Origin of the sequence: Streptomyces cynarae, assembly GCF_025642135.1 — a bacterium.
Taxonomy (GTDB): domain Bacteria; phylum Actinomycetota; class Actinomycetes; order Streptomycetales; family Streptomycetaceae; genus Streptomyces; species Streptomyces cynarae.
Genome location: NZ_CP106793.1, coordinates 7,244,599 through 7,266,116, shown reverse-complemented (window position 1 = coordinate 7,266,116; position 21,518 = coordinate 7,244,599). Strand labels below are relative to the sequence as shown.

General features: G+C 66.1%; 8 protein-coding genes and 1 pseudogene. 4 read left to right on the top strand and 5 right to left on the bottom strand.

Annotated elements, in window-relative coordinates; genetic code table 11:
* Positions 1-373: 373 nt before the first annotated feature.
* Genes N8I84_RS32895 through N8I84_RS32890 form a run of 3 tightly spaced genes read right to left on the bottom strand, consistent with a single transcriptional unit; the run spans position 374 to position 8,955 of the window.
* Complete coding sequence (locus N8I84_RS32895) at positions 374-757, bottom strand: hypothetical protein (protein WP_263233057.1); 384 nt, start codon at positions 755-757, stop codon at positions 374-376.
* The gene (locus N8I84_RS43210; RefSeq protein ID WP_390898972.1) at positions 744-1,253 is read right to left on the bottom strand and encodes an Imm50 family immunity protein; all 510 of its coding nucleotides are present in this window, start codon (positions 1,251-1,253) and stop codon (positions 744-746) included. The genes N8I84_RS32895 and N8I84_RS43210 overlap by 14 nt, the downstream gene beginning before the upstream one ends.
* Positions 1,234-8,955 carry a ricin-type beta-trefoil lectin domain protein gene (locus N8I84_RS32890; RefSeq protein WP_263233055.1) on the bottom strand — a complete coding sequence of 2,574 codons (7,722 nt, stop codon included), beginning with the start codon at positions 8,953-8,955 and terminating at the stop codon, positions 1,234-1,236. Before N8I84_RS32890 ends, N8I84_RS43210 begins: the two co-directional genes overlap by 20 nt.
* A 414-nt stretch (positions 8,956-9,369) precedes the next feature.
* On the opposite strand from N8I84_RS32890, the gene N8I84_RS32885 reads away from it, so the two are divergent.
* The 3 genes from N8I84_RS32885 (at position 9,370) to N8I84_RS32875 (ending at position 17,573) form a co-directional block, all read left to right on the top strand.
* Positions 9,370-13,644, top strand: coding sequence for a LamG-like jellyroll fold domain-containing protein (locus N8I84_RS32885; protein ID WP_263233054.1), 4,275 nt, complete (start codon positions 9,370-9,372; stop codon positions 13,642-13,644).
* Positions 13,645-13,842: 198 nt separating this feature from the next.
* The gene (locus tag N8I84_RS32880; RefSeq protein WP_263233053.1) at positions 13,843-14,511 is read left to right on the top strand and encodes a hypothetical protein; all 669 of its coding nucleotides are present in this window, start codon (positions 13,843-13,845) and stop codon (positions 14,509-14,511) included.
* A gap of 656 nt (positions 14,512-15,167) precedes the next feature.
* Positions 15,168-17,573 carry a hypothetical protein gene (locus N8I84_RS32875; RefSeq protein WP_263233051.1) on the top strand — a complete coding sequence of 802 codons (2,406 nt, stop codon included), beginning with the start codon at positions 15,168-15,170 and terminating at the stop codon, positions 17,571-17,573.
* Positions 17,574-17,723: 150 nt separating this feature from the next.
* Here the strand turns inward: N8I84_RS32875 and N8I84_RS32870 are convergent.
* Both N8I84_RS32870 and N8I84_RS32865 read right to left on the bottom strand, forming a co-directional pair.
* A pseudogene (locus tag N8I84_RS32870) lies at positions 17,724-18,580 on the bottom strand (DNA methyltransferase).
* A 26-nt stretch (positions 18,581-18,606) separates the two neighbouring features.
* Positions 18,607-19,269: a hypothetical protein gene (locus tag N8I84_RS32865; RefSeq protein WP_263233050.1), complete on the bottom strand. Its 663-nt coding sequence runs from the start codon at positions 19,267-19,269 to the stop codon at positions 18,607-18,609.
* Positions 19,270-19,854: 585 nt separating this feature from the next.
* On the opposite strand from N8I84_RS32865, the gene N8I84_RS32860 reads away from it, so the two are divergent.
* Positions 19,855-20,523: a hypothetical protein gene (locus N8I84_RS32860; RefSeq protein WP_263233048.1), complete on the top strand. Its 669-nt coding sequence runs from the start codon at positions 19,855-19,857 to the stop codon at positions 20,521-20,523.
* Positions 20,524-21,518 lie beyond the last annotated feature (995 nt).

Below are 21,518 nucleotides of genomic sequence, written 5' to 3'. Positions count from 1 at the left end.
GCAAGGGAAGCTCTTCCTCTGAGACACCTGTCGGCGTATGCCAAGAATCTGCTGCCGAGACCGCCTCATCCGTGCCGCGAATACCACCTGAGCACAGACACCGACCTGCAAGCCCAGGCATGACGAACTGGCGTCTGCTCAGGCGTGAGCGAGCGGTTCAACAGGCGCGACAGCGCGTAACCCAGTGATACTAATCCCGACGAAGCGTCAGCGCGGAATCATCACCCATCGAGGCGCGGTCGCGGTCGCCCCGGACAGAGAGGAACGCCGCCTTCCCGCCTTCCTCGTTCTCCACTTTTCCGTAGATCGAGGTCGTCTGCATTTCCTGCCAGCGCAGAGGTCTCTCACACCGCCGGCACAGCGGCAAGGTAATTCAAGCATCCCAGGCCATTTTGAAGCGTCGAACTCCGGCGACACCTACCGCTCCAAACCGAAAGGAGAGGTACGAATCCATGCCGCCAAAGCGGGCAACATGTTTGCCGGTAGGCTCTGTTATCAGTTCAGAAGGACCCTCGTAGCCATATCCACAAATAGCCAAGTCACTTACCTGTTCAAAAACGACACTGAATCTTACCGCATTCAATTCCGAATCGTCATCAGGGTTCGGGGACTCGAAAGTCATCACAAGTTCGATCGGGTCGGGGCCGACATGCACTGAAATCAGGCTGAAGCCGGACAGCGCAGCAAGTGAATTGGGTCCGATGCATTCACCCGATAGCTTTGCAGAAAAACGGACAAATTCATCAAAGCTTCCCATGGAATGCCTCCTCCCACGGATCAGGAATCGCCTGATAGCGCATACTGTCCACCACCCCCAGGAAGAAATGCCTCCGACTTTTTTCAGCATCGTCTGAGACAGTGCGGCGGTATGCGCTCACATGCCCAGCGCGCAGTCGTCCTACAGCATGGAACCGCACATCGATATCCTGGCCAGTGACCTTGAAGGCAGCCATCTGCCCACCCAGGGAGCGCCCAGAGATCTCGACTTCCCTGGGTAGTCGGGGGAGCGACGCACTAACCTCTTCTACGGCCAGGAATTCTAGCGTCGCTTGCACCGTGTCACAGCCAGCTTGAACCCATGCAGCCGGAACTTTCTCAGGAAAGGTGGGAAGGTCCACCCTCATGAGGATCGTCGGACCCGCAGGCCTGAGGTGCAACGATTGCAGTTGCACCTCAGATCGCTCCGGAAATTTCCCATAGAGATCCCGAATGCGACTATCGGGGTCCAAGAAACTAACCCAAGGATGGATCATAGTAATAGTGCTCCTGGGCGCCAGGGACTACCCCGTTGCGCTGGTCATCGTACGGACGGACATGCACATGGGGAGGCTGATCACCGACCCCACCGGCACCATAGCTGTGACCTGTGTAATGGTCCTGGTAGACCACGATTTCCCCATCGCCTGTGAGATAGAACTCCTCGGGGAAATGAATGGGCTGATAGTTCTCGTCGAACAACTGCTTACCGCCTTGCGATTCTTTCGTTGTCGACGGCGTGAACCCCGACTCCAGGGGATCCGACCCCTCGGGAACTCCAGCATCCGAAAGCGCCTGCGCCTTCGCTGCTGACCGCGGAATTCCCTCGCCTGGTCCACCGGCCGCCGGAACAGAGCAGGCAATAGTAGGGCCGTTACTGTTGTGTACCAGGACCGGTGTGCCGGCCGCCAGCACATAGTACGTGTGGAGCTGCTGAACGGTGAGGTTCCAGCGATTCGCCGTGCCCGGTGTGGTGTGGGTGGCGGCGACGTAGACGTGGCCGTTCGTCGCGGTGCTGAGGGCGTCGCCGTGGCGGAGCTTTCCGGCGGGGACCCAGCTGTGGGTGGTGTCGTCCCAGAAGGGGTGGTTGGCCGTGGTGTGAAGGGTGGCGGTGTGGCCGTCCTTGGTGCGGATCGTGACGTCGAGGAGGTCGTGGTCGTGATTGATCCATACGTGCTGGACGGTGCGGGGCCCCCGGCGTTTGCCGGTTGTCGGGTCTCCGGCTTCTACCTTGTCGCCGGGTTTGACCGCAGCGATCGCCTTGGTCTTGCCTTGCGCTAGCAATACGCGGGTCGATGGGCTGAAGCTGCAGCCTCCTTCACCGTTGCCGGAGGCTCCGGTGCTGGGCTTGCTGGGAACTGCGGCGGTTGCTGTGGCTTCCTCCGTGGTCTCGCTGATGACGTTCTTGACCTCGGCCGCGGCTGCGATCGCGTCCTGGGTGTCGCGGGCGTCGGCGATGGCCGCGACGGCTCCCTCAGGGGCATCGCCGCCGCTGGCTGCCACCTCCAAGATGACTGTCGTGGCTTTGCCGGCCTTGTACGCGTCCGTGTTGGTGTGTGCGTGCAGGGCGTGCGCTACTGCATGGCGCGGCGCTACGTACGCCGGCGGGCCCACAATGCCCGGGGCCATACCGTTCGCCAGGTCATGTGCGGAGTTCATCATCGCCCCGCCCGGCGAGAGTTGCTCAAGCTGCTGTAGGGCCTCATCGAGCATGCCGGCCACGAAATCCTTGAGCTTTCCCGAAGTTGGCGGCCCGTGATGCCCCATCTGGTAGGCGTTGTAGACATCGCAGCCGAACTTCGACGCGACGTTGCAGGCCGGGGCAGCGGCCGGAGCCGCTGTGGTGTCTCCGCTGGAGGAGGTGGTGCCGCCGCCCCCTGTGCCGCCACCGGAGTTATCGGTGCCGCTGCTACCGCAGTCGATGACGCACACGTTCATCGACGGGTCGTTGTACCAGTCGTCGTAACCAGTCGGGTCGCTGCTGCTCGCGGGGTTGTCGGCGGCGTAGGAGTAGCCGCTCATCTGGTTGGGGTCGCCAGCCTCCATCAGGGGGTCGGCGGTCAGGAATCGGCCCTGGACGGGGTCGTAGTTGCGGGCGCCGAGCAGGTCCAGACCGGTGGTGGCATCGGTGGGTTTCCCGAGGTAGCCGTGGTTGTCTGCCCAGGCGGTGGGCTGGGGGCCGCGGGGGTTGCCGTAGGGGTCGAAGTAGCGGCGGGTGACCGCGAGGTTGGAGGCGGCGATCTCGGTTGTCGCCGTTCCCTGAACGTTGGACACCTTGTAGGCCAAAGTGCCGTCGGAGGAGCGGACCTCGGTGACGCCGTCCGGACCGGGGTAGTAGCGCAGGCCGGAGACTGTTCCCGCGCCCGTGGTGAGGGTGAGTTGCTCGGCGCCGCCGAAGAGGTAGAGGATCTTGCTGGTCGGCGTCGTCTGCAGCAGCAGGCTGCCGCCTGCGTCGTAGAGATAGCTGGTGGACTGGTCCTTGCCGCCGGACGGAGTCGTCACCGAGGCCGTGCGGCCCTCGGCGTCGTAGGCGAACGACTGCGTGGCGCCGGGCAGGACATTGCCCATCGTCACGTTGGTCCAGCGCTGCGCCGACGTCGCGTTGCACGTATAGATCTGCAACTGTGTGCCGTTGGTGGTCGAGGACGACGGATCGTCCAGGCACTTTCCGGAGGCCGGGTTGACCAGTGAGCCGTTCGCACCGGCCTTCCACTGCTGACCGGCACCTCCGTTGCAGGTGTACAGGTCGATCTTGGTGCCGTTGGCCGTTCCACCGCCTGACACATCAAGGCATTTACCGAGCACGCGAACCGTGCCGTCGGTGCCCATCGTCCACTGCTGGGCGCTGGTGCCGTTGCACGTGTAGATCTGGATCTTGTTGCCGTCGGTGGTGCCGGACGAGGAGTCGTCGACGCACAGCTTCGTGCCCGAGCGGGTCAGGCCGGAGACGAGCGGACCCGTCGTGGTGACCGTACGGCCGGTGGTGTTGCCCACTCCGTCGTAGTGCGGCGTCATTGTCGCCGTGCCGTTCGGCCCGGTGGTGGTGATCTGGGTGGCGGTGTTCGGCAGGGTGGCGGCGGTCGTGCCGCTGCCCGGGTAGGTTGCCGTCCGGGTGAGGTCGTTGGCGGTGTTGCCGGAGGTGTCGTGCTGGACCTGCTGGGTGCGGTCGCCGAGCGCGTTGTAGCTGTAGGACTGCCAGTACGGGGCGGGGCCGCCGATGGTCGACGCTGCTGGGGTGCTGGTCGTGCATCCGCCGGTGCTGCCGACTCCGGCCGAGGTCAGGCCCGCCGTGTCGGTCCACGCCGTCGTCAATCTGTTGAGCTGGTCGTAGGTGAAGCACTGGGTGTCCGTGGTACCGCCGGACTGGCTGTCGGAGATGGCGGTGACGTCTCCGGCCTGGTTGTAGCGGTAGCTGGTGACGTCGAGCGCGGAGGTGGAGCTGGTCTGCAGGTTCACGCTGGATTGCGTGACGCGGCCGGTGGCGCCGTCGTAGGAGAACGTCGGCTCGACCTGTTCTCCGTACAGCCCCCACCTGGTGTCGGTCACCTGGCCGAGCGGGGTGTAGTTGGTGGTGTCGAGGTAGGTGCTGGTGCCGCCGAATCCGTCGAGCAGGCCCTGCAGGTCGTAGCCGTAGCCGACGGTTTCGGCGGGGAGGCTGCCGTCCGCGCCGTAGTCGGTCTCGGAGAGCAGTCCCATGATCGGGGTGTAGCTGTACTTGACGCTGTAGGTGTTGGAGTTGGTGCCGGTGTTGTTGCTGGGGAAGCCGGTTGATGTCGGGATGGTGGTGGCGGCGCCGGTGGGCTGGTAGTCGGTGGTGTAGCCGGTGATGGCCTGGGTGTAGGCGTCTCCGCCTGCGCCGCCCACGTAGCGGGTCGAGGAGGTGGGGTGTCCCTTGGCCAAGGTGTCGTAGCTGAAGGACGCGAGTTCCTTGCTCGTGTCCGGGGTCGCGGACCAGGCGCCGGAGTACTCGGCGGTCTTGCGGTCCAGCGCGTCGTAGGTGTATGAGAGCGTCTGGCCGCGCGCGTCGGTGGTCTGCAGCAGGTTGCCGAGCTGGTCGTACTTGTCGAACGTCGTGGTGCCGGTGTCCGGGTCGGTCTGCTTGATCTCTTGGCCCAGCAGGTCGTAGGTGTAGCTCCAGGTGTTGCCCGCATTGTCGCTCATCGTGGCGACCTGGCCGGCGGGCGTGTACGTGTAGCTGGTGACGATCGCGTCCGATGCCTTGCCGGTCGGAGTGGCCGTGTCGTCGTACTTCCAGGTCGCGGTCGTCTGGCCGAGGGCGTTGGTGAAGGCGGAGGTCGCCGTGCCCCCCTGGGCGGGAGTGGTGTCGGTGCGGTCGACGCCCGGGTAGGCGATGGTGGACTGCCACTGCTGCGTTCCCTTGGACCACAGTTGGGTGGCGGTCGTGCGGCCCTGTCCGTCGTGCACGGTGACCTGCTGCGAGGGCACCTGGGTGTCGTTAGCGACCCACATGGTGGTGGTCGGAGAGGTGGTGCTCTCGTAGTAGGTGTTGTTGGCCTTCCGAGCCCAGCCGTGGCTGTCGTAGAACGTGTCGGAGATCAGCCGTCCGGCCTGGTTGTTGGCGGTGGTGGACTGCTCCTGGCGCGGCTGCAGCATGCCGTCGTAGATGGTGATGGCAGTGCTGTAGTTGCCGTCGTCGCGCAGGGTGTTGGTGGTGACTGTGGTGGGTGCTGTCGTGCCGTTGACGGCGTAGGTGAACGTTCTGCTGGCGCTTTGTGAGGTCGGGCGTCCCGGTAGCCACATCGCGGTGCGGCGGCCGAGTGCGTCGTAGTCGACGGTTGTGACACGGCCGTTGGGGTCCGTGCTGGTCAGCGTCAGGCCGCGCAGCGGGTCCATGACGGAGGTCGTGTTCCAGCCCTGCGGGTTGGTGGAGACGACCTGAGTCGGCAGCTGTCCGGCGGTGGGGGTGAAGGTGGTCTTGGTGGTGTTGGCGGCCGCGTCCTGGACCTGGGTGGCGCGCCCGTACTTGTCATAGGCGGTTGCCTGGGTCGTGCGGTACGTGGCAGTGCCGCTGCTGTAGCCCGTGATGACCTGGGTGGCCGTCAGGTTGCCGGTGGTGCCCAAGTGGCCGAGTGTTCCGGGGTTGGCGACGGTTCCGTCGCCGTCGTAGAACACCCGCTTGTCAGAGACTGTGTTGCTCGCGCTCGGTGTGGTGCCACAAGGGCCGGCGACCGTGAGGATCTCGTCCGGGTAGGCGAGCATCATCGAGTTGCCGCTGGGCGGGGTGGCGTAGCTTGTGGTGGCGCACTTCTCCTGGGATGCCACGCTGACGTCGCCCTTGGCGTCGACCGTGGTGGGCATCGCAGCGTTGTTGTACGACGTGTCTGTTTCGGACTGGCGCCACATGCCGCTCGAGAGAAGCCCGTAGTTCCGCTGCTGACTGGTCTTGATCATGCGGGCGACGAGCGCGGGCAACGAGGAGCCGCGGCTGTGGGTCGCGGTGGTGGTGAAACTCTGCGGGAGATTAATGTGTTTGGCGTCGACGCTGCCGCTAGCCTGCGAGTAGGTATCGGCTTCCAGCGGGGTCCCAGTCAGCCAGTCGCTGTCGGTGACGTTGTCGCCCGCACTGTCCGTCACGGTGACCGAGCGCTTGGATCCGTCCGCGCGGAGGTCGCCGTCCATGCCCTGCAGGTACGTGGTGGTCGTCTGCGTGATCGGATCGGGGGCTGCACCGGTGGTGACGGTGACGGTGCGGTAGCCGCGGAACTGGTCCCACGTACGGTGGGTGTCGTCGGTCAGTTCGGAATCGTCGCGGTGCCAGGCGGGTCCGGAGTAGGTGTAGTTCGAGACCTGCATGGGCGAGCCGGCACCGGTGGCGTCGGAGACGTCGACCGTCTTGACCCTGGTCTTGTTGAACCAGTCGGAGACCGGGTTCACACCGCCAGGGGTGGTCCAGTACACGTTGTAGCAGGACATCGTGTCGGCGTCGGGTGCCGACGGCATCGTGTTGTTCAGTCGGGAGCAGTCCGGATCGTCGTAGGTGACGGCGATGGACTTGCCGGTCTCTGTGGTGATGGAGGAAATCCGCGGGTGAAACAGCGGGGGCTGGCTGCCGCCGTCGACCCGGTTGTCGATTTCGGTACCGAGGAAGCTGACCTTCGGCAGTGTGATCGCGCTGCTGCTGCCACCGCCGGTGGTGTCGTCACCGGTGTGCTGGATGGAGCTGAGCCACATTACCGACTGCAACTCGCCCTGGTCGGCCGAGTCCTTGCCGGACTGGCCGGTGACCGGATCGACCGTGCCTCCGGCATCGGAGTAGGTCTGGTTGAGCTGATAGGTGTCGACATTCGTCAGCGTGCCGCCGGCGTTGACCTGCGTGACGATCGAATCCAGCCGGTAGGTGGACCAGAAGGAAGGCGCGGTTGTCAGGCAGACGTTCGATCCGGTGCCGGAGGTGACGTCCGTGGAGGGACAGTTCAGGTCATAGGGGACGTCCGGCCAGTTGGTGGCGGTCGAGTTGTTCAGGTTCGAGTACGAGCAGTCGGTGAACGTCGACGAGGTCTGGCAGCGCTGGGCCGTATTGAACAGAACGCGCGCGCCGGGCTTGCTCCCGGCAATCTCGTCCGTCAGTTGATAGCCGTAGTCGATCTCTGTCAGGTAGCCACCGCGGATGTACTTGGTCAGCGTTCCTGAACCGCCGGAGGCCGCCACCTGGCCGCCGCCCCGGTCGTAGTAGTTCGTCTCGGTGGCGTAGGTGTACCGCTGCACGTTGCTGTGCGGGTCGACGACGAAGTCGAGGTTGAACCGGTACCCCATGGTGCACTGGGAGTTCTTGCCCTGACTGGAGTCGTAGCAGGGGTCTTGCGAGTTGGGGCTGTAGACCGGCTCACCCCAGGCGCTGTTGGTGGCCGGGTCCGAGGTGGTCCCGGGGGCGTGGTTGAGCCCGAAGTAGTAGGCGGTGCCGTCCGTCGTGGTGACCTTGAAGTACTCGCCGTTCCACAGGCCGTTGCCCGCCCCGCCGAGTTCCTCGACCTTGGTTCCGTCGTCCCCCTGCAGGTGCCAGGTCTGAGTCGCGGTCGGCGTGGCCGAGTTGCTGGAGTCGTCGCGAACCAGGGTGCCGGAGTGGCCGTTGAGAGAGAGGGTGGCGGCCCAGCCGCCCCAGCACAAGTCGCTGGAATTGCTGATTCCGTCCTGCTTGCAGGGCTTGTAGGACCGCTCGATGAAGCCGGGTGAATACGACCAGCCGTCACCGACCCACGATGACTGTGAATTGCGGGCCGAAGTCTCGCCGTCCTCGGACTGGGAGTCGTAGGAGAGGGCGACGCCGGGCGCGGATCCGCCGAGCGAGCGCGGCACGGAGATCGGGTACGAGTAGGTAAACGCGCCGGTCCCGGTCGCGCTCCAGGCGCCCGAAGGGGCCAGGCTGGTCGCCGTGTAGTCACCTTGCGAGCCGGAGGTACCGGAGATCGCCTCGACGGCGGTCATCGGCGCCATCGAGGTGGAGCTGGACGTGGTGTCGGCGTGGATCCCCGCGCGGACAGTACTTGAAGACGTTGCGCCGGGCAGGTCGAGAGTGGCCGTGAGTTTCTTGGCGACCGGGTCGTTGGCGGAGGTGAGCGGGGTGCGCACCCGGCAGGCGGCCTTCTGAGGCGTCGTCAGGATGCAGCCTGGTACGGACACCAGATGCAGGCGGGATGCCCACCCGCCGCCGTATGCCTTGTCCAGGGCCGAGTAGTCCAGGGTGATCGCCACCCGCCCCGACGACGGAGCGCCATCGCCGCGTCCGAAGCCGACCAGCATCCCGTTGGCTCCGGCCGCCTGGACCTGAGCATGGCTGGCCATTCTTACGCGCACCGAAGTCGGCGTTCTCGAGCCCGCTCCCGCCTTCTTCGCCGGGCCGACCCACACCGGCAGAGCCCCGGCCCGCACCGGGGAGGCCGCGGGCTCGCCACCGGCCTTGTGCTTCGAAGCTGACCTCGAGGACTGAGTCATACGCATCAGCGCGACCGTGCTGCTGCCGGCGCTCGGCCACGCCGGGCGGGCCGGCCGGTAGGTCCGCAGCGGCTGGACGCTCTTGGGGAGTTCGACGGTACGTCTTGTCAGGGGATGCCCGCCGACGCTGGGCGTCTTGTAGGTCGGCCCGGCGCTCCACAGCTTGCCCTTGTAGTGGTACTCGGGCACCCCTTGGGCGACGGCCATCTGCACGACCATCGCGGAAGCGGCGACGGTTGCCGTCGCCACCGTAAGTCCACGCCCCCATATCCGTCTGCGCACGGTCGCAAACCACCGCAGGCCAGAAGCCACCTCGACGCCCCCTCTTACCGAGCGCCTCAAGGAGAAGTGATGAGCAACCTGTGATGGCGCAGTGATCTTAGATCGGGGGAACCTTATTGATCGGCCATCAGTTCGGCAATACCCTGTGCCGGCGGTCCCGTCTGGAACTGTGGCCGCTTCTGTCACCCAACTCGCCCGTCCGTGGTCGGGCGACCATACAGGAAATACGTCCAGTCCACCCGCGTACGCGTGGCTTCGGCTCACTGAGGCCTCGTAGGACACGACGCCTGTCCTGATCCACACCTCGAAGGGGTTCCCATGGGGGGAAGAACGCGCCGGTACCGCATGCGATGGCATACGGTGCCGCACCATCCGGCCGTCATGGCGATCCTTGTGGCGTTGGTCTTCGCGGGAGCCCCGACCGCCGCCGCGGACAGCCGCGGTCCCACCCCCGGCAACCCGACCCAAAGTGCCCTCCTGCAAGCCCAGTCGACCGGCAAACCCGTCTCGATCGACTCACTGACCAGCGAGACATCGACCACCACGGCCAATCCGGACGGATCGCTCACAACCACCGAGTACGTCCAGCCGGTGCGAGTGATGAAGAACGACGTCTGGATGCCGGTGGACGCATCACTGGTGAAGAACTCCGACGGTTCGTTCAGTACGGCGGCCACACCCAACGGCGTCACGCTCTCAGGTGGCGGCAACGGGCCTCTCGTCAACCTCACCGACCCGGCGGGGCGCAGCCTCTCGCTCTCCGTGCCGTTCACCTTGCCGGTCCCAACCGTCAACGGGAACACCGCGCTGTACTCATCGGTCCTGCCGGGCGTCGATCTCGAGGCCACCATCACCGAACAGGGCGGCTTCAGCGACGTGCTGATCGTCCACGACGCCACGGCCGCCACCAACCCCGAGGTGCGCCGGCTGACCCTGGCAGCCACCACCCACGGACTCACCCTGACCGGTTCGGCTGACGGCGGGATGTACGCAAACGCGGCGGACGGAACCACCGCCTACACAGCCAGCGCCCCCATGATGTGGGACTCCGGCACCACAACGGCCAGTCCGCAAACCGCGTTTATGCGTATGGACGACGCCACGACCACTACCTCGCCCACCGACGGTCCTGCGCCGGGGGCCGATGTCGCGCCGGTGACCATGACGACCACCAGCAGCGGCCTCACCCTTACCCCCGACTCGTCCATGCTCACCGGTAGTAGCACCAACTGGCCGGTGTACATCGACCCAGGCGTCGCCCCGAGCGAGACCACCAACCACTACTTCGAGGCCCAGCAGGGCTGCAACTCCTCATCGGCCAGCTCTCACGAGTACGACTACCCGCAGCGCTTCGGCGAGGGCGTCGGCTACCAGCGCTACGCCTCCTCCAACGGCGACTGCATCGGAGCCGAGCGCACCTTTTACGAGCTGAACACCAGCAACCTCAACAGCAGCATGCACATCATCACGGCGTACCTCAACCTGAGCGAGACCTACGCCGAGGCCTACAGCTGCTCCCACACCGCACCCCTCACCCTCAAGTGGACCGGGCGCATCTCCTCCGGTATGTACTGGGACACGCAGCCGAGTGTGGTCTCCACCATCGGCACCCAGAGCCCGTCCAGCGCCTACAACGGCGCCTACGTCAGCCAGCCCACCAGCTGCGGCGACCAGAGCGTGAAGTTCACGGTGACTGACAAGATCGCATCCATCGCCGCAGCGAACGACTCCACCTGGACCGTGGGCCTGTACGGCAACGAGGACTCCTCCTCCAGCGACATCGACTTCATGCGCTACTCCACCAACCCGTACATCACCACCACTTACGACATCCCGCCCGACACCCCCACCGGCGAGGCCACCACACCCGACGCGCAAAACCCCTCCGGCGCCAACTGCGGAAGCAGCACACGCGGCTGGCTCGGGCAGACAACGTTGAACGGCAACACCAGCGACATCACGCTCAACGCCAAGCTGACCTCCAACGTCAGCGGCGAAAACGTCAAGGCCGACTACACCGTCTGGGATGACGAAACCGCCAACAGCAGCGGCAACCCGGCCACGGTCTCAACACCGAGCAGCGGCTACGTCGCCTCAGGCACGACAGTGCGCACCAACATCGGAACATCCGTGCAAGACGGCCACCAGTACGGATGGCAGGTCCGCGCCTACGACGGAACCCTATATTCCGGGTGGAGCAGTCCGTGCGGGTTCATCGTCGACCTCACCCCACCCTCCCAGGCCGCGGTGACCGCGCCAAGCGCTGTGTTCCCGCCCTCCGGAAGCAACCAGACACCCACCGGATACGCCGGCCAGACCAGCAGCATCACTGTCACCAGCAGCGACCCCACCCCCACCGGGTGCACCCGCGGCACCTGCCTGTCCAGCGGCGTCTGGCGCTTCTGCTATGCACTCGACGTACAGCCAGCAGTCAACTGCCCCGACTATGTCACCGCGACCAACAACTCCAGCGGCACACCCAGCGCGTCGATCCCGCTCAAACCGACGACGTGGGGCACCCACACCCTCTACGTCGAATCCCAAGACCACGCTGGCAACACTCAGGCGCTACCGGCGACATACACCTTCTACGCCCCCTGGAACCCAGCCACAAAGGTCGCCGCAGGCGACCTCAACGGAGACGGCGTCCCCGACCTGCTCGGCACTACCAAGAGCGGCGAGCTCACCCTCCTGCCGGGCAACACGGACCCAGGCAATTCCCCCACCGTCGCCTCCACCGCTTCCCAGAGCCCTGACGGCAAGAGCGTCTGGAACAACTACCTGATCACCCACCGCGGCAGCATCAAACAGGACGGCATCGACGACCTGTTCGCGTACAACGAGAACAGCCACAACCTGTATGTCTACAAAAACGACGGTGCCGTCTCCGGAGGAACCGCCGGGCACTTCACCAACACCGCGGACGTCTACGGCCCTCTCGCCAGACCTCAGTGCCTCGCCACGGCGGACAACACCGCCAACTGCGCCACCTACAACCAGACTGACTGGTCCTCGGTAACCCAAATGATCGCCCCCGGCGACATCTACGGAACCGGCTACCCCGACCTGATCACGATCGAGAACAAACAACTCTGGCTCTACAAAGGCTCAGCGCAGGACAGCAGCTACTTCGGCCCCGCCACCGGCGGCACCGCCAGCACCACGCCCGTGCTGCTCGGCACCGGCGACTGGTCCCACTTCACACTCATCGCGCCGGGCACCGTCAGCAACACACCAACGCTCTGGGCCCGAGACAACAACACCGGGACGATCTACACCTTCCCCCTCACCATTGACAGCAACAGCTTGCCCCCGTTGCTGACCGCACCCAGCTCATCTGTACTGAACTCCGGCCTGACCGCCAACGGCGGCTCCAACCTGTGTGCGGACGACTACCACTCCGCCACACAGAACGGCAACAAGATCCAGGTCTGGAGCTGCAACAACTCCCTCGCCCAGTCCTGGACCCCCGCCGCAGACGGTTCGATCCGCGTACTCGGCAAGTGCTTGGACGTCACCCACAGCGGCACCGCCAACGGCACCCTGATCGACCTGTGGACCTGCAACGGCACCGGCGCCCAACAGTGGACGCTCGGCTCCAACAACTCGCTGGTCAACCCCCAATCGGGCAAGTGCGTGGACGACCCCAACTCCTCCACCACCACCGGGACCCAGCTGCAGCTGTACACCTGTAACGGCAGCAGCGCCCAAAGCTGGACATCCAGCGCACCAAGCACCTGGTACAACAACCGTGCCAACACACTGCCCGTCACCCTTGCGACCAGCGACTACCCGACCATCGCCTCGCCCGGAAACCTCAACGGAACCACCGCCGGCTACCCCGACCTCTACACGACCACGCCCGCCGGCGAACTCATCGAATACCCCGGCGCCGCCCCCGACACCAATGGCGTGGCCACCTTCGGCTCGCCCGTAACAGTCGGTTACTACAACTCCGCGAGCGCCGCCTGGCCCCTGAACGACGGCAGCGGCACCACCGCAACCGACTCCGTCGGCACCAACAACGCCACCCTCAACGGCGCTGCCGCCTGGACCAACGACTCGAGCCAAGGAACCGTCCTCAGCCTGGACGGCAACACCGGCTACGCCGCAAGTACCTCCAGTGCCCTCCAGACCGGCACACACACCGACCCCGTCGACGGCACGACCACCGACAACAACAGCTTCAGCGTCTCAGCCTGGGTCAAGCTCAACAGCCTGGCCAACAACTCCACCTTCGTCTCCCAGTCCGACAGCGCAGGCAGCGCCAACGCCTTCCAGCTGTACTACTCCTCCGGCGCCCAGGTATGGGCCTTCAACCGCCACAACGACGACACCACAAGCACCAACTTCACTGCCGCCTACGGCTCCAAGGCCACCACCGGCGTATGGACCCACCTCGTCGGCGTCTACGACGGTCCCACCAACACCCTCAACCTCTACGTCAACGGAGTCCTCACCGCGACCAAGACCTTCGGCGGCACACCCTGGCCCGCCACCGGCCCAGTCCAGATCGGCCGCCGCCTCTACCAAGGTTCCTACGGCGAATACGCCAACGCCTCCATCAGCAATGTCCAGCTCTACAACACCGCGCTCTCCTCATCCGAAGTAGGCGCACTCGACTACGACCAGACCCCCTACACACACCTCAGCTGAACCACGCCCACGTCGACGGGCCCCCGACTCATCAGAGACGGGGCCCGCCTCGCTGTGGGCATACGCGCCCCTCTCCGGCCTCCCCCGCCCTCGCGATTGTCAGCCTTGTCCTGCCCCAACCACCTCGGCCACTCCACCTCATGGGACACGGTCACAATGTTGCGTAAAAGATCCTCGGCATTTGTCATAGGCATCGCGATGCTGCCTCTCGTCCTGTGCTCCTGCTCGCCGTCGCCCAACAGGATCAGCCCCTCGGAGGCCAAGGCCCAATCCGAGGACCCCGACCACAACGTGTGGACTGGAGAAGACCTCAAAGCCCTCCTACTCCCTGTGAACGTACTACCCAAAAAATACAAGCCCAACAAGGACCTGACGGCCGACAGCGGAACCCACTTCGGCCCCACGGGGCAAAAACCCATTTCCACGGACTGCACGTTGCTTCAACGCACTTCTTGGGTTGATGCCGCTGGTACCGGCCTCGCCTCCTGGGCTCAGGCCGACTTCCGTAGTTCCTCCCAGGAAGAGTACTCCGAAGAGATCGACTCCTTCCGCGGCACCGACGCATGGACCGCGATGACCCGACTCAAGAAATACGCGGAGAGCTGCACTGCCTTCAAAGACTCCTACGACGGCACGACCGCGACGTACAAGGCGATAACGAAAACGGTGCCTGGACTGGGAGACGAAAGCTTCGAGACCGTCATGACGACCGCCGTCTACGACGGCGGAATGACCACAGTTGTCTCCCGGGTCGGCCACGACATCGTCTTCTCCAGCTACGACGTCCGCTCCAGCGACCTGGGGGCACCGGCCGTAGGGTTCGCCAGAAAACTCGTAGCCAATGTGAAGGCCAAGACCGGGAACTGAACCGCCGCCACGGTCGTGACCGTAGACCTGACCGCGCAGCAGCTGCTCATCCCATTCGTGCCGTTCAGCCTTGCAGCCCGCCACCGACAGCGAGTGCTTGCCCACAGTCGCCATGGGTTTACCCGCGTCGCCTGGGTGGCCTACCTCAATGCCTCGCCCGATGAATCTGCCCGTCCGCGCCTGCGACGAGCCGGTGTAATCTCAATCGTTCGCATGGGAACAACAGTCCGTACGCTTCTATCTTCTATCTCCACAGAACCGCGCAGGCGCGGATGAGCCCATGCCTTCAACACTGTCAGCAGCAATAGGAGGAACAGGTGGGCCAACGCCCCCTCAGACGCGGCTCCATCACGGTAGCCGCAGCGACCGCCCTGGTCTCAGGGCTCACCTCGTTCGCCGCGCCGATGGCCGTAGCGGACGCCCCGAGTGAGACCGTGGTTCCGGCGGCGATGAACCCGGATCCCGTCCCGGACACCGTCCTTTTCGCCGGACCAGGCGGTTTTCTCCACCAACGACAGTCCCAAAACGTGTGGACAAAGTACGCGGGAGGCCCGGACGTCCTCGTTTCAGGGGTTCACTATCCTGCGGTCGGCAACTCCGGGGCCGGTGCGGACATAGTGTCCACCGTCACCAGTAGTGGCGTTCATCTTCAGGACATGGACAGCGGCACGACGTCCACCATTCCGCTGCCGGGTGGGCAGCGTTACCGCGGGACCTTCGGATCCCGGGTGCTCACCGACACCTATCACACCGGTGCAGGCACCACCTATGACGTGCTGTCCTTGGTGAACGGACAGGTGGTCGACACCCCGGTCACCGGACTGCCCGCCGGGACGTACGTGAGCACCCTGCGGGCCGCTGACGCCAACTCCGTCGCAGTGATCTACGGCGCCAACGGCCAGTACCAGCTGGGACTGCTCGACATGGCCTCGGGGCAACTGGCACCACTGAACTCCGGCCCAGTAAGCCAGGGCACCCTCGCTGTGCTCACCGCTAACCGCATCGCATGGTACGACCCCACCGCCCAAGACCCAGTACTCCATCTACTGGACCGATCGGACCTCTCAGCACCTGAAACCACAGTCACGGTGCCCACACCGCCGCTGCCCGCCGGCTACACCGCATCGGTCCGGCAGATCGGCATCACCGGGAACTCGCTGCTCGTCGCGTACGCAGTGACACACAGTGGTGCCAGCACCACGGACGACACGCTCGGTTATCCGCTGTACTCCATGCCGCTGACCGGCGGAGAGCTCAGCACGGTCCTCGACCACGAGCGGGGCATCATCGAAACCTATGCCGACGGCGCCCTGGCGGTCGGCGGTCCGTCGCCCGCGGACTGGGCTGCTCGCCGGCTGGCACCCGCCTCCGATGGCACGTTGGGCTCTACCGCCCTGGACAACGACGACGCCAGGCCCTGGCCCATCAACGGTCTGTCGCTGGCCGGTGGCCAGCTTCTCACCATCGAGGGGACCTCGAGCGTCTACACGCGCAGCGTCCAACTCGGTACCCAGCCGACCTACGGGGCGCACACCGCGTTCGGGACCGCTGCGGTACCCAGCAACTGCGGCGTCGCCGGCTCGTGCGCACCGCCGATCGGCTCCGGCGACGGCCGGATGTCACAGCTGCAGGTCGGCACCAGCGGGGACTCGGCGACAACCCAAGGCCCCAAAAGCACCTCCAGGATGACCCCGGGCGCCCAGACCGGCGGAAGCCTGGTGGACTCCAACGGCCGTTACGTCCTGTACGGCAACACCTCCACCAGGGAGTTGTTCGTGGGCGACATGACGATGAACCACAGCTCGAACGTGCGCTACTACGAATCGCTCACCGCCTCCGCGCTGTCCGGCCAGACACTGTGGACCGCCAGTTCCAGCGCTGGTGTCCTCAACTCGCTCAACCTGTCGACGCTGCAGCCAGGACGGACCATCACCACCGGTCCGACGTGCAAGCCCACCGAGCTGCAGACCGCAGGCGGCCGCTGGATCTACTGGTCATGCGGTGCGTCAGGCCCGGCCGGCGTGTACGACCTGGCCACGGGCAAAGACATCTCTGTGCCCTCCGGGCCGTCCCAGCTCGGTGAAGGCTTCGTCGTCGAACACGATGCCACCCGCGGGAAACTGGTCCTCACCGACGTCCAAACCGATGCGGCGGTCACCACCGACCTCGCCGACCTCCCCGCACCGACTGCGCCGCTCACCGATGACCGGCACGTGACATGGGCGGTCGACAAGTACGACGGCGGCATCGCCTACCTTGACGCCACTGAGAACATCCACATCGTCGACCCCCACATCTCCCCCTCCCCAGCGTCGGGCTACCGCATCCTGCCAGGCCAGCGCCTCAACCCCGGTAACAGCCTGACCAGCGCCAGCATGAGACTGGTGATGCAGTCCGACGGCAATCTGGTGGCATACCTCAAACCGGGCGGCAGCGCCGCCCCGGCCGAGTGGTCCAGCGGAACCTGGGGTCACCCCGGCGCCTACGCAATGATGCAACCGGACGGCAACTTCGTCGTCTACAGCGCCGACGGCGGCCCCGGCACCGGCGGCGCGCTGTGGTCCAGTAACACCTCCGGCAACCCCGGCGCCTACGCCACCATTCAAGACGACGGCAACCTGGTCATCTACCGCCAGGGCACCACCGACCCGGCCAATGCACTCTGGTCCAGCGGCTCGTACGCACGCCCCCAGACCGTTGCATCCGGGCAGACCATGAAGCCCGGCTGGTGGACACAAGGCCAGTACACCTTCCTGGTGATGCAGCGGGACGGCAACCTTGTCATGTACCGCAAGCGCGACGGCGCGGCCATCTGGTCCACTAAGACCTGGGGGCACTCCGGCGCCTACGCGATGATGCAGAGCGACGGCAACCTCGTCGTCTACCCCAAGGGCAAGTCCGCCAGCACCGGCGGGGCCCTGTGGTCCACCAAGACCTGGGGGCACTCCGGCGCCTACGCGGTCATGCAGGACGACGGAAACCTCGTCGTCTACCCCAAGGGCAAGTCCGCCAGCACCGGCGGCGCGCTCTGGGCCAGCAACACCTGGAAGACCGCCTACTGACAAAACTGTGAAGGCGCCAGGAACGCCGTGATCGGCCTCGGCCTAACCAGCCGAGGCGGATCACGCCTCACAGGCACCCCAGGCACCCTCACCGGCCTCTACCAGCAGGCGCGCGTCTTGCCGCAGGCCATGACAGCGAACCGTGGCCAGTCACCCGGCAAGGGGTGAGCTGGGGCGAGTGAAGACCAGGACATCCTCGCGCTGGATGACGGCAAGGGGGATGCCAGCGCGGCGGGCGTCGCGGACGTTCTTCATCTGGAAGAAGGATGGGCGGGTGACCAGCCTGCCGTCGCGGATACCGGCCAGGAGCGCGACGCAGCGTTCTGTCGGGGTCAGCCTGGCGGCCTTGCCTGCGCCCAGGACGGCGGAGGGAAGGTCGATAAGTTCACCGTACTGGCGCCACGAGCGGGTGGTCACGGCCACCGTCCCGCCGGGCCGAAGAACCCTTCGGCACTGGGTGAGGATCTCCGTGAACGCTTCCAGCAGCTGGTCGGTGGAGACGTGGGCGAGGTTGGCCGGGTCGTGGCTGTAGCGGTGGTCCTTCTTGACCAAACCGCGAGTGCCGGTCTCCTTGGTGGAGCGGACCTGACCGTGTACCGAATTGCCGTAGGGAGGTGAGGTGACGACCAGGGCAATCCGACCGTGGTGTTCCTTGCCGATAAGGGTGGTCAGGCGGCGTGCGTCGCCGCAGACGACCTCGCCTCGGCCGGCCCCGGTGCCGGTGACGATGTGCTGGACATTGGCGGCGACCAAAGCAGCCCAGCGAAACTCGTATTTGGTGCCGATGGCCTGGCGGCCAAGCCGGATCGCTTCGACGAGGGTGGTGCCGATGCCGCACATCGGGTCGAGAACGAGGTCCCCGGGGCGGGTGTAGGTGGAGATCGCGTGGGCGGCGATTCGGGGCAGCATCTTGGCCGGGTGGGCGGCCGATCCTGGCACGTAGTTGTTCTTCGCTGCTTGGGCGCGGATGTGGGGGCGGTGTTCCAGATCGAGAAGGGAGGGGTCATGGGCTCTTCTCCTCGTGGACGGTGGGCTACGTGTGGCGGATGACGCCGAGGGCGATGAGGTCGCAGTGGGTGACGCCCGGGGAGGCGTCGGAGGGGGGCACCGGCACAAGTTGGTCGCCGTCCGGGTGGGCGTAGGCGACGACGATGTGCTGCAGGTAGCGGAAGCCCGCGGTGCGGGTGGCGGCGATCAGGGATCCGAGCGGGTCGGTGAGACGGCCGGAGTCCCGGCGCTGCCGGGTGGCCAGGAGCAGGTAGCCGTCGTCAGGGAGGAGTCGGTGGGCGCGGTGGAAGAAGCCGGGCCAGCCGTCCTCCGTCGTACCGGGCATGTCACCGGCGGTCGGGGTTGTGGATTCGCTGGGGGCGGGGAGCGCATCGGGGTGGAGTTCGGCCAGGAGGATATGCATGCGCTTGGGGGCGTCCTCGGTTGCCGGGTGCGCGGTGAAGGCGGTGGCGGGGATGCGGGCGTGGACGCCTGGATGCATGTCGCGAATCGCGATCTTCAACAGCGGCACAGGCAGGTGGTCGGGGTGCCCGACGAAGTCGGTGCGGACCTTGTCGATGGCCCAGACTGGGAGGCCACAGCCTGGGATCGGGGCGGTGTTGGGCTCGTCGGCGTCCGGAAGCCAGATTGTTGTCGGCAACGGGCTGCCGTGGTCGTGCGTCTTGCGGGGGGCGGTGGACTGGTTCATGGCAGGCGCGGCGCCGACGACCAGGCGACTGTGCTCATGCTGACACCAAGTCATAGAGAACTGCGGCCCGCGAGTTGCCATGGGGCGGGGCACATTCGAAAAACACGGTTTCGGGCAGCACGAGGTGACCAACGCATGACCCGCCTCGTCAACAGCAGGGGCCTGGTCGGCTGATGTGTATGAGAGCCAGTGCCGGTCCATGGGCGAGCCAGGCCCGGACCACACTTTCGGCCGCGTACGTGTGGCAAGACTCGGCCGCAGGATTCTTCTTAGTTCGATTTCTTGGACTTCGTGCGAAAAGTGCGGCAGGCCATTGGGCATGGTCGTGGGCGGCATCTCGTACAGGCCGGTCCATTTGTCCGGGCGTGCCACTGGGGTGGTCTGCCGGTGGGCCGGGGGCGGTTCGACGGCCTGACAGACGTGGCGGCGGAAGTTGTCCCCCCACGTCTCGGGAGTGCCGTCATGCAGCACCATCACCAAGTCCGCCGTCCCGTCGCCGCCCGTCAGTCGAGCACCGTCCGCCCCCCCTCTCATGGAGCTGGAGCAGGCGTTCCTCGCTCTCGTCCAGCGGTGGAGCCGCTCACGATGCCCGCCCGCCTCGTGTGCGACGAGCCCGACCGGGCCGCCTGGCCGGTCGACCTGATCCGCACCCACCTCGCCCACCCCTCCACACGACCGGAACTGCGCGAGCAGACCTGGCGTGAGGTGATCCGGCGCGCCCGGAGTCTGGGCGACCCCTGGGGCGTGGTCGCGGTGGCCATGTCTGTGCCCGTCCTGCGCCGGATGCTCGCCCGGCTGGCGCGACCCGCTCATCTGGAGCGGGCCGAGGTCGAGCAGGAGGCCCTCGCCGGGGTCGCCGCGGCGCTCTGCACCGTCGACGTCGACGGTGCACGGCCGGATCGTGAGCTGTTCCGGGCCGCTGACCGGGCCGTGCACCGTCTGGTGTACGCCGCACGGCAGCACTGTCTGCGCGAGACCGAGTTGGCGGTCGAGCACCCCAGGGACCTGGGCACGATGCTCCTGGAGGAGGTGGGCGAGCCGGTGGACGAGTTCACCGTGCTGGCGCAGGCGCTGCAGGCCGGCGTGGTGACTGCGGACGAGGCGCGGCTCATCGCCCGCACCCGGCTGTACGGCGAGCAGATGAAGGCTCTGGCGGTCGAGCGGGGGGTGAGCTGGCGGCAGCTGTACCGGCATCGGAGCGCCGCGGAGCGGCATCTGAAGGCCTATGTGCGGCACCGGATCCAGGAGCGGTAGGCGGAGCCGTTCGGACGACGTTCCTGGCGAGACGTCAATCCTCGGTGTCTGCTTTTCCATACACGGTGACGGCGGTTGAAGCGCTCGCGCATCAACCGCCTCTCCGGCTTCCCGGCGCGATGCATGTGCCGGGCTTGGGCCGGGTCCTCCGAGTGGTGTGGGGCGAGCACGACTGTCTCGTGCTGACACCCGAGATCTCAGTCCGTCAGCCTTCAGAAGGAGGTAGCGCCGGGCCCAGGGTCTGCTCGCCTCACACCGCTCCCCCCACCGGCGATGCTGCTGGCGTTGGATGCGACCTGGAGGCAGGTTACCGCCTCGGTGTGCGGTCTGGCTGAGCGTCACCACCGCCTGCACCGCCTTCGTGCATCCACACGACGGGCCGTTGAGGTCGAAGCGACAGCGCCCATTCGGGGGACGCTCAGCGGCCGGACGTCAATCTGCCCCGCTGCGGTCTCCATGCAGGGTGACGGCGAGCCCGCCCCCAGCCGCCGACCCGATCTGTGGCGCGCCACCCACACCGACCCTGGCCACAATCCCGACGAGCTCCCCGACCCTGGGCACGGGTCGTGGGGGTCGTCGAACATGACGGCGGGAGCCGCCGGGCTGGTACCTCCCCTCGGCGGGAACCAGCCCACCTGGCCCACCACGCCTTGGTCCGAGTCCCCCTGCGCCACCTCCCCGGCCGGGGCGGCGCAGCACGCTCAGGCCGGGCAGGTAGTGGTCCATGAGCCGGTACAGGGCCAGGTGCAGCCACGTAGGCGAGCGGCGCCATGAAGGAGCGGGTGGCCCACCAGCCGCCGTACAGCACCCCCCCTCCCAGCGGTGGCAGATCCTCCCCTCGGCTAGCTGCAGGGAGTTCCACGGCACACCTGACGCCTTCCTCTGGCAGTGGGCCGAGGAACCTGGCGGTCACGATCGCCAGCAGCAGCACGTACAGCTTGAGCCGGCCAGCGCCGCGCTGTGGTCCATCCCGCCCGGGCCCGCCGTATCCGGCT